The organism is Halosubterraneus shenae (assembly GCF_050510935.1).
Lineage (GTDB): Archaea > Halobacteriota > Halobacteria > Halobacteriales > Haloferacaceae > JBDGPU01.
This window is the reverse complement of sequence record NZ_JBNLVO010000011.1, coordinates 23,582-31,659: the sequence shown is the minus strand read 5'-3', so window position 1 is coordinate 31,659 and position 8,078 is coordinate 23,582. Positions and strand designations below refer to the sequence as shown.

Sequence of the window (8,078 nt, the reverse complement as noted above, 5' to 3'; positions counted from 1 at the left end):
TTGACCCACCGACCGCGGAAACATGGTTGCAGGCCTTCGCCGTCTGGTGGAATCATGCTTAAGTTAACACGACCGGGCTTTCTGGACGTTTGCGGGGCCGTCGAGAGCAAGACCGTACCACCTATTTAAGCCAATCAATAAATAGCGGCCGAGGGCTTTCTGGGTGTTTGCGGTGCTGTTGGGAGCAAGACCGTATCACCGGCCCAAACCTGAGCATAGCGAGCGGCCGAGGACTTTCTGGCTGTTGGTGGCTAGTGTAGCAGCGTCTGCACCTGAACACCCAGTTTATAAGCGAGAGCGGACGGGGGCTTTCCGGCGGTTGTGCTCGCGTGCGACAGCGTCTGCACCTGCCGTGGTTTATAAACAAACCCGAAAACCAAGCCCGAAAAGCCACGAAAACACCGCTTATAAACCGATTTACCAGGCGTACTCTTCCCGTGGGTCGACTGCATCAACGGCCCGGTCGAACACGTGCTCGCCGTCGACGAACACGTGCTGCGTCTTGGAGCCGGTCTCGTAGAACGGGCCGTCCCAGACGGCGACGTCGGCGTCGGTGCCCGGTTCGAGCGTGCCGACGCGGTGGTCGATGCCGAGGATCTCTGCGGGGTAGCGGGTCACGGCCTCGAGCGCCTCGTCCTCGGGGAAGCCCTCACCGACCGCGAGGCCGACGCAGACGTCGAGGTGCTGCTGGGGGAGGATCGGCGCGTCGGTCTGGATCGCGACCTTCACGCCCTCCTCGTGGAGGATACCGGGCGTCTCGAAGGTGATGTTCCGGAGCTCGTACTTCGAGGCCGAGGAGATCGAGGGGCCGACGATGGCGGGGACGTCGCGCTTCTCGAACTCGTCGGCGATGACGTGGCCCTCGGTCGCGTGCTCGATGGAGAGGTTCTCGATGCCGAACTCCTCCGCGATGCGGAAGACGGTCATGATGTCGTCCGAGCGGTGCGCGTGGACGCGGAGTGGGAAGCCCTCGGTCAGCACGCGGGCGAGGTTCTCCATCCCGAGGTCGCGCTCGAACGGCTCGCCCTCGTTGCGGGCATGCTCGCGCCGGTCGACGTAGTCTTCGGCCTCCATCAGCGCCTCGCGGAGCGTCGCGGCGACGCCCGGGCGCGTGGAGGGCTGGCGGCCCTCCTCCTCGCCGTGGAAGCGCTTCGGGTTCTCGCCCATCGCGGCCTTCATCCCGTCCTCCCGGATCAGCATCTCGTCGGCCGTGAGTCCGTAGGTCTTCATCGAGCAGATGACGCCGCCGATGACGTTGCCCGAGCCCATCCGCGAGGAGACGGAGGTGACGCCGTTCTGGAAGGCGTGCTTCAGCTCCTCGTCGCGCGGGTGGAACCCGTCGAGGGCGTTGACGTGCGGGGTGACCGCGTCCGTCCCCTCGTTGAAGTCGCCGTCCTCGGGTTCGCCCCACTCGGCCATCCCGGCGTGGCTGTGCGCGTCGACGAGCCCCGGCGTGACGTGGGCGCCGTCGACGTCGATCTCCTCGGCGTCTTCGGGCGCCTCGACGTCGCCGACGGCCGCGATCTCGCCATCTTCGATCAGCACGTCGCCGTCGATAGTCCCGCGATCCGTCGCCGTGTGTACCGTCCCGTTGCGAAGAACGACCATGGGCCCGAGAGTCGGGCACGGGGGCAAAGTGTTTCGGTTCCTGAACCCGGCAAAACGGGCCGATAGGGGCCGCTGCGGCCGATCCCCTTCCGGATTACGCCTCGAAGAACGCGCCCTCGAGGCGGTCGACGACCTGCGCCCGGGCCTCCGTCGCGCGCTCGAGGTCCGGGAAGTTGAGGAACGCGTGGATCATGTCCGCGTAGTCCGCGTACTCGACGTCGACGCCGGCGGCTTCAAGCGCCTCGGCGTAGGCCTCGCCCTCGTCGCGGAGGGGGTCGAAGCCGGCCGTGATCACCGTCGCCGGCGGCAGGCCCGAGTGGTCCGGCGCGCGAAGCGGCGACGCGTACGGGTGGCGACCGTCGAGCGGGCGTTCGAGGTACTGGGCCCAGTACCACTGCATCGTCGCCCGCGGGAGGAGGTCGTTGTCGGCGTTCGCCTCGTAGGAGTCCGTGTCGAACGCGTAGTCCGTGATGGGATAGAGCAGCACCTGGTGGGAGACCTCCGGCCCGTCCTCGTCGCGCGCTCGCAACGCCGTCGCCGCCGTGAGGTTCCCCCCGGCGGAGTCGCCGGCGAGCGCGATACGGTCCGGGTCGCCGCCGAGCTCGTCGACGTGGGCCGCCGTCCACTCCAGCGCGGCGTAGGCGTCGTCGAGCGGCGCCGGGAAGGGGTGTTCCGGCGCGCGGTGGTAGTCGACGCCGACGACGAGACAGCCGACCTCGCGACAGAGCGAGCGCAGGAGGTCGTCGTGGGTGTCGACGCTGCCGCGCACCCAGCCGCCGCCGTGGTAGTAGAGCAGGACCGGGTACGGGCCCGAACCTCCCTGGGGTTCGTACACCCGGATCGGGAGGTCGCCGACGGGCGAGTCGATCGTGAGGTCCTGCACGCGGCCGACAGGTTCGGGGGGCTCGTCGTCGAGCAGCAGGTCGTTCAACACGTCGCGGGCGCCGCGCGGTGAGAGGGTGTACGCCGGCGGGACGCGCTGGTCGTTCAGTCGGTCGAGCACGGCCTGGGCTTCGGGGTGTATCTGCGTCATTGGTATCGAGGTGTGGTCTGTGAAGTCGGTTCGAGAGCGACGTCAGTCGCTCGCCGATGCGGTCGGGTCCTCAGAGTCGCCGTCCGAGAGGCGCCGGTGGAGCACGCCGTGGAACGCCTCGATAGTCGCGGTCGGCCGCGAGCTCGTCACGAAGCTCACGCCGACGAAGAGCGCGAGGTTGACCAGGAAGGCGACGGCGAGCCCGGGGAGCACGTTCGGAGCGATAGGCGAGGGTGCAAGCCCGAGCTCCCAGACGAAGGTGAGGACGATGCCGAGACCCGTCGCCGACAGCGCGGCCGGCGTCGACGACCGGGGCCAGACGAGCGCGCCGAGCGTCGCCGGAAGCAGCTGCACGGTGACGCCACCGGCAAACACCGCGAGCGCGGTGATCAGCCCGGTGTACCGGACCGCGAGGACGGCGCTGACGAGCGTCGTCAGGCCCACGATGGCGTAGTTCAGCCGGACCTCCGCGCGGTCGGTAAGCTCCGGGACGAACACGGCCTTCCCAAGGTCGCGGGTGACGGTCGCGGAGAGCGTATGGATGTACGAGTCCGTCGTGGAGATGATGGCCGCCAGTAGCGCGACGAGGAACGTCGCGGCGAGCGCGGGCGGCATCACCTCGAAGGCGAGCAGCGAGGAGACGAAGTCGGGGTTAGCTACCTCGGGGAAGACGACCCGGCCGTACGAACCGATCCAGTAGATGCCGACGAAGTGGAGCAGCATGAACATCACCACGAGCGCGGCACCGACGTTCATCAGGCCGTCCGGGTCCTCCGTCGCGTAGAAGCGGAGCCAGGCGGCCGGAGCCATCACCGCAATGCCGATGAGGAGACCGACGACGGTCCCGTAGATGTACGAGGGCGTGAACGCGCCAACGGTCCCGGGCACCGAGACGTGCGCCGCGCCGGCGTCGCCGAGGCCCGCGATGACCGCCGCCGGGCCACCGGCGTCAGCGAAGATGTACGCGGTGTAGATGGCGACCGTCCCGAGCATGACGACGCCGTTGTACGTGTCGAGCCACGCGATTCCGCGGATCCCCGTCGTGACGACGTGGACCGCGACGAGGCCGGCAACCAGCGCGACGCCCGTCGTCGTCGACACGATCCCGCCGGAGAGGACGTGCACGAGGATGCCGCCGGCAGTGAACTGGGCGACGGCGTAGGCGACGTTGAACACGAGGCTCGTGACGACCGTGTACGCTCGGACCGTGTCGCTGCCGTAGTAGGTGCCAAGCAGGTCCCCGGGCGTCGTGAAGTCGTGTGCGTCGCCGAGGATCCAGATCCGGCGTCCAAGGAACCAGACGAGGGAGACGGCGACGAAGAACCCGAAGACGACGGTGATACTGAACGGGAGACCGACGACGTACACCGTCCCTGGGAAGCCGGCGAGGCCGACGCCGGAGGAGATCGAGGCGAACAGCGTGAACGAGGTGACGGCCCACCCCAGCTCTCGCGAGCCGAGGACGTAGTCGGAAACGGAGCTGGTTAGTCGTCGGTGCGCCGTCACCGAGAGGACGGCGAAGATAGCGAAGTAGACCACCAGCACGCCGACGATGGTCGGATAGTTCTCGACAACGAGGTCCGCGATGCTGGGCGGGAGGACCTGCAACGCGCTCATTGCTCATCACGCCCGTCGGACCGGGCCGAGTTGCCGGTCTTGCCCGCGACGACGAGCGTCGCCAGGAAAGCGAGTCCGGTGCCGACGGTCAACCACATCAACACCGGAATCCCGAGGAGGAGGTCGCCGCTGGCGCCAACAGTGCCGAGTGCCACGTAGAACAGCGCCGCGAGCCCGCCGAAGGCCGCCATCGGACGGAGCTCGGGATTGTTCCGCAGTCGGTAGGCGGTCGGCACCTCGCCGCTCTCCTCGTCGAGCCACGCTTCCGTCCAGTCCATGTGGCTCCGACTCGGGGTTCCGCCCGATTAGTACCTTACGGAGTCGTTCATTTAGCGCCGCTTCTGGCCTCGAATGGACAGACCTGTACATCGGAGACCGGTCGGAACCACTAGCGTCGCTGGCGAGCGAGCCGGTGACTCCAGGTCTGGATGAAAGGCCAAGTCACACGAAACGCCGACGTCGGCCGCGACGTCGGTCAGCAGGAACAGTAGTACTCGCGGTCCGTGAACTCCGTCTCGATGAGCTTGGCCGCCGGGTCGGGGTCGGACGGCCGGTAGACGCCGGTCGTCAGCGCGCCGTCGCCCTCGAAGTCGCCGGAGAGTAGCGACGCCCAATCGGCGGTCGACAGGAGGTCCCAGAACGTCTCCGCGGTGGCAAGCAGCGAGAGGTAGTCGCGGAGGTAGACCCAGCGTGCGTCGCTGATGCCGGGCGACTCGTAGGTCGCGTCGGTCACGTCGGCGTACGCCGCCATCGGGAGGTTCGCGCCGGCCGCGACCGGCATCGAGATCCACTTCCAGGGGCGCGTGTTGACGTCGAGGAGGAGGTACTCCTCGCGCTCGTCGTCGTAGACGAACTCCGCCTCGCTGATCCCGTGGTAGCCGGCGTCGTCGAGGACGTTTAGCGCGCGGTCCTCGATCTCGGGGTCGTCGACGCGGTCGACGAGACAGGAGGTGCCGAACGCCTGCGGGTATCGGACCTTCGCGTTGCCGACGACCGCGAGCGCGTCGTCGGTCCCCTCGGGCGGGACGTACGAGGCGAGCGAGCGGTCCTTGCCCACGGCGATGTCGACGCGCTGCTGGGCCATCACCTCGATGTCCTCGGCCTCCGCGGCGTCGACGACGTCGTCGAACTCCTCGCGATCGGCGACCTCGATGACGTTCGTGCCGAACGCCTCCTCGAACTTCCGCTTGAGCGCCGGCTTGATGACGAGCGGGAAGCCGAGCGCCTCGATCGCCTCGTCGCGGTCGACCTCGGAGAGGCGGTAGGTCTCCGGATACGGCACGTCGAGCTTCTCGGCGCGGGCGTACAGCTCGGACTTGTCGAGGACGTTGTCGATCACGTCGAAGTCGGCAAACGGGAGCCGGACGCCTTCCGGTTCGGCCTGCGCGTAGGCGTGGGCCCACTCGTCCATGCAGCCGAAGGCGACGGCCTCGGTGCCGGCGGCGTCGACGACGGCCTCGACGTCCTCGCGGAACCCGTCGAGGTCGTCGAGCGGGTACGTCACTTCGCCGGCGAAGTCGATCGCGTCGGACGGCGGGGCAGCGCCGTCGCCGTTGCGATCGAGGGCGATCACGGGGACGCCGTGAGCGTCGAGCGCTCGGGCGACGCTGACCCCGGTGATGTGCGCGTTACTGACGAGCGCCGGCGGCCGGTCGAACGACGCGTCCGCCACCGCGTCGACCAGGTCGGCCGTCGACAGGAACTCCTCTGCCATACCCGATCCTGGCCGCCCGCACTCAAAAGGCCGTCAGTTTCGGCGCTACGTGCCGCCGTTCCGGGGTGATTCCCACACCTGGATCCCCCAACACAACGCCCTTTTGACGGTTCACGACGTTCCTCGTGTATGAGCGAACTACCTAGTCGCGTCCGGCGCGCGTTCCGGGACCACGGCTCCTTCGAGGCGGTCGACGACGCGACGTGGATCTCGACGACGACGGCGTTCGACGGCGAAGTCGCTGCCGACACGGACGAGGACGGCGTCACGCACTTCGACGTCACCGTGACGGTGCCGACGCTCAAGGCAGCGACGGCCGACGAGGTCGCCGACGTCGTGGCGAACGGGTGGTTCGAGACGTTCGAGCTGCGCGTCTCGGACATCGGCGGCGTCGCTCGCGGCGACCACGAGTTCGACCCGGCCGTCACCCGCAACGGCGAGGCGATCGTCTCCGAGTTCTCGCTGTCGGACATCAACGAGCGCCGTGGCGTCGACGACGCCGGAGCCGTCATCGACTTCGTCGAGGGGACGTACGTGCAGGGGATCATCCCGGGATACGACTACGTCGATCCCGTCGACAGTCTCCTCTCGAAGGCCCGCCAGCAGGGCAACGACGGCGCCGTGTGATCGGGCGTCGGCGACGCTGTGCGGCGTCGCCGCTACGCTAACCGACATTGGTAGCGAACAGGCGGCGAACGTTTACGGTCGCGTTCGGTCGGTGAGTCCGGAGGGGTCGCCGCGCTCCCGCCTCAGCCACTCCGGATCCGGGTGGTCAGGGCATGGGCGGTCTGGCGCGGAATCGGATAAAAACCTCCGGGCAACTACCCCATCGCGATGTACGTCTCCGTGGTTTCGACGCCCGTGAGGTCCTGGATCGTCCCCGCGGCGATCTCCTTGACTGCGCCGGGGGAGTCGACGTCGACCTTGACGATGAAGTCGACGTCGCCGGCGACGATGCTGACGTCCTCGACGCCGTCGATGGGCGTCATTTCGTCCTTGAGTCGGTCCGCCTCGCCCGTGTTCGCTTTGACCATGATGTAGGCGACCACCATCGTCACTCGCCCCCCGCCATCGCGTGTTCGGCGCCGGTGCCGTCGCCGACGAGGAGCTGTCGCACCTCGTCGAGCACGTCGAAGTCGGCCAGGACGGCGACGCGGTCGCCGGCTTCAAGCGAGTCGTCCGCCAGCGGGATCTTGAGGCTCTCGCCGTCCTTGCCGAACGCGAGGATCCGGGCCTCCGAGGGGAGCGCGACCTCGCTGAGGGTGTAGCCGCGCATCGGCGACCGGTTCGTGATGGTGACGAGCTGGATCTGGAGGTTCTGGGCGATGTCGGCGATCGCGCGGATGTTCCCGCCCAGGAGCGCGTTCTTCGCGCCGATCGCGCCGAGGCGTTCGGGGTAGATGATCTCGTCGACGTCGTCCGCGTACTTCTGGTAGATCTCCTCACGGTAGTCCTCGTCGATGCGCATGACGGTCCGGCAGCCGTGCTGTTTGGCGATCATGCACGCCGCGAAATTCGCGTTGAGATCACCCGTCAGCGCGCCGAGCGCATCGGCCTCGTCGACGCCCGCCTCCTCGAGGATCCCCTCCCGGGCGCCATCGCCCTCGACGACGCGGAAGCCGGCCTCCCGGGCCCTGTCCGCCTTCGTCGGGTCCTGTTCCACGACGACCACCTCGTGGCCTTCCTCGCGGAGAACCCGAGCGGTCCGGAGGCCGACACGCCCGGACCCAATGATAACGAATTGCATGGTAACGGCTAAGGACGGCCTTCGGAATAACGTTATCCCTGCTGGAGTGACGAGTGCCTCGTCCGCAGCGGACGTGAGGCGAAAGTTTTTGCTCGTCGTGTGCCAAACGTTAGCGCATGGTTAGCGCGTACGTGCTCGTGGACGCGGACGTCGGCGTCGCGACCGACTTGCAGGCACGACTCCGGGATCTGGACACGGTGACCGACGGCCACGTCGTCGCCGGCGACTGGGACGTCATCCTCGAGGTCACGGGCGAGGAGGTGTACGACGTGCTCTCGATGGTCACCGACGAGATTCAGGCGCTCGACGGCGTCGTCGACACGAAGACCTACGTGTCCTTAGAGGAGTGAGTTCGCGAA

The 8,078-nt window shown here is 67.8% G+C and carries 9 protein-coding genes; 2 read left to right on the top strand and 7 right to left on the bottom strand.

Annotated features, from left to right (window positions below):
- Positions 1-417: 417 nt before the first annotated feature.
- The 5 genes from ACQE3M_RS16200 to ACQE3M_RS16180 form a co-directional block, all read right to left on the bottom strand.
- The gene (locus ACQE3M_RS16200) at positions 418-1,608 is read right to left on the bottom strand and encodes an amidohydrolase family protein (RefSeq protein ID WP_430506561.1); all 1,191 of its coding nucleotides are present in this window, start codon (positions 1,606-1,608) and stop codon (positions 418-420) included.
- Between the two features lie 94 nt (positions 1,609-1,702).
- Positions 1,703-2,641, bottom strand: coding sequence for an alpha/beta hydrolase (locus ACQE3M_RS16195; RefSeq protein ID WP_430506560.1), 939 nt, complete (start codon positions 2,639-2,641; stop codon positions 1,703-1,705).
- A 42-nt stretch (positions 2,642-2,683) separates the two neighbouring features.
- A complete protein-coding gene (locus ACQE3M_RS16190; RefSeq protein WP_430506559.1) occupies positions 2,684-4,258 on the bottom strand; it encodes a sodium:solute symporter family protein in 1,575 nt (524 codons plus the stop codon).
- Positions 4,255-4,536, bottom strand: a complete 282-nt coding sequence (locus ACQE3M_RS16185) for a hypothetical protein (RefSeq protein ID WP_430506558.1) — start codon at positions 4,534-4,536, stop codon at positions 4,255-4,257. Before ACQE3M_RS16185 ends, ACQE3M_RS16190 begins: the two co-directional genes overlap by 4 nt.
- A 197-nt stretch (positions 4,537-4,733) precedes the next feature.
- Positions 4,734-5,972, bottom strand: coding sequence for a carboxylate--amine ligase (locus ACQE3M_RS16180; RefSeq protein WP_430506557.1), 1,239 nt, complete (start codon positions 5,970-5,972; stop codon positions 4,734-4,736).
- Positions 5,973-6,101: 129 nt separating this feature from the next.
- Here ACQE3M_RS16180 and ACQE3M_RS16175 point away from each other — a divergent pair, with 129 nt between their 5' ends.
- Complete coding sequence (locus tag ACQE3M_RS16175; protein ID WP_430506556.1) at positions 6,102-6,599, top strand: DUF5813 family protein; 498 nt, start codon at positions 6,102-6,104, stop codon at positions 6,597-6,599.
- A gap of 194 nt (positions 6,600-6,793) precedes the next feature.
- Here ACQE3M_RS16175 and ACQE3M_RS16170 read toward each other — a convergent pair whose 3' ends face one another.
- Both ACQE3M_RS16170 and ACQE3M_RS16165 read right to left on the bottom strand, forming a co-directional pair.
- A complete protein-coding gene (locus tag ACQE3M_RS16170; RefSeq protein ID WP_430506555.1) occupies positions 6,794-7,024 on the bottom strand; it encodes an Lrp/AsnC family transcriptional regulator in 231 nt (76 codons plus the stop codon).
- A 2-nt stretch (positions 7,025-7,026) separates the two neighbouring features.
- Positions 7,027-7,719 (bottom strand): potassium channel family protein, encoded by a 693-nt coding sequence (locus ACQE3M_RS16165; RefSeq protein WP_430506554.1) that lies wholly within the window; start codon positions 7,717-7,719, stop codon positions 7,027-7,029.
- A 116-nt stretch (positions 7,720-7,835) separates the two neighbouring features.
- On the opposite strand from ACQE3M_RS16165, the gene ACQE3M_RS16160 reads away from it, so the two are divergent.
- Positions 7,836-8,069, top strand: coding sequence for an Lrp/AsnC ligand binding domain-containing protein (locus tag ACQE3M_RS16160; protein WP_430506553.1), 234 nt, complete (start codon positions 7,836-7,838; stop codon positions 8,067-8,069).
- The last annotated feature ends 9 nt before the right edge of the window (positions 8,070-8,078 follow it).

What these genes read in the sequence shown, in the direction of transcription:
- ACQE3M_RS16185 (WP_430506558.1), bottom strand. Translation starts at nt 4,536, where the DNA reads ATGGACTGGACGGAAGCGTGGCTCGACGAGGAGAGCGGCGAGGTGCCG.
- ACQE3M_RS16170 (WP_430506555.1), bottom strand. Translation starts at nt 7,024, where the DNA reads ATGGTGGTCGCCTACATCATGGTCAAAGCGAACACGGGCGAGGCGGAC.
- ACQE3M_RS16165 (WP_430506554.1), bottom strand. Translation starts at nt 7,719, where the DNA reads ATGCAATTCGTTATCATTGGGTCCGGGCGTGTCGGCCTCCGGACCGCT.
- ACQE3M_RS16195 (WP_430506560.1), bottom strand. Translation starts at nt 2,641, where the DNA reads ATGACGCAGATACACCCCGAAGCCCAGGCCGTGCTCGACCGACTGAAC.
- ACQE3M_RS16180 (WP_430506557.1), bottom strand. Translation starts at nt 5,972, where the DNA reads ATGGCAGAGGAGTTCCTGTCGACGGCCGACCTGGTCGACGCGGTGGCG.
- ACQE3M_RS16160 (WP_430506553.1), top strand. Translation starts at nt 7,836, where the DNA reads ATGGTTAGCGCGTACGTGCTCGTGGACGCGGACGTCGGCGTCGCGACC.
- ACQE3M_RS16190 (WP_430506559.1), bottom strand. Translation starts at nt 4,258, where the DNA reads ATGAGCGCGTTGCAGGTCCTCCCGCCCAGCATCGCGGACCTCGTTGTC.
- ACQE3M_RS16175 (WP_430506556.1), top strand. Translation starts at nt 6,102, where the DNA reads ATGAGCGAACTACCTAGTCGCGTCCGGCGCGCGTTCCGGGACCACGGC.
- ACQE3M_RS16200 (WP_430506561.1), bottom strand. Translation starts at nt 1,608, where the DNA reads ATGGTCGTTCTTCGCAACGGGACGGTACACACGGCGACGGATCGCGGG.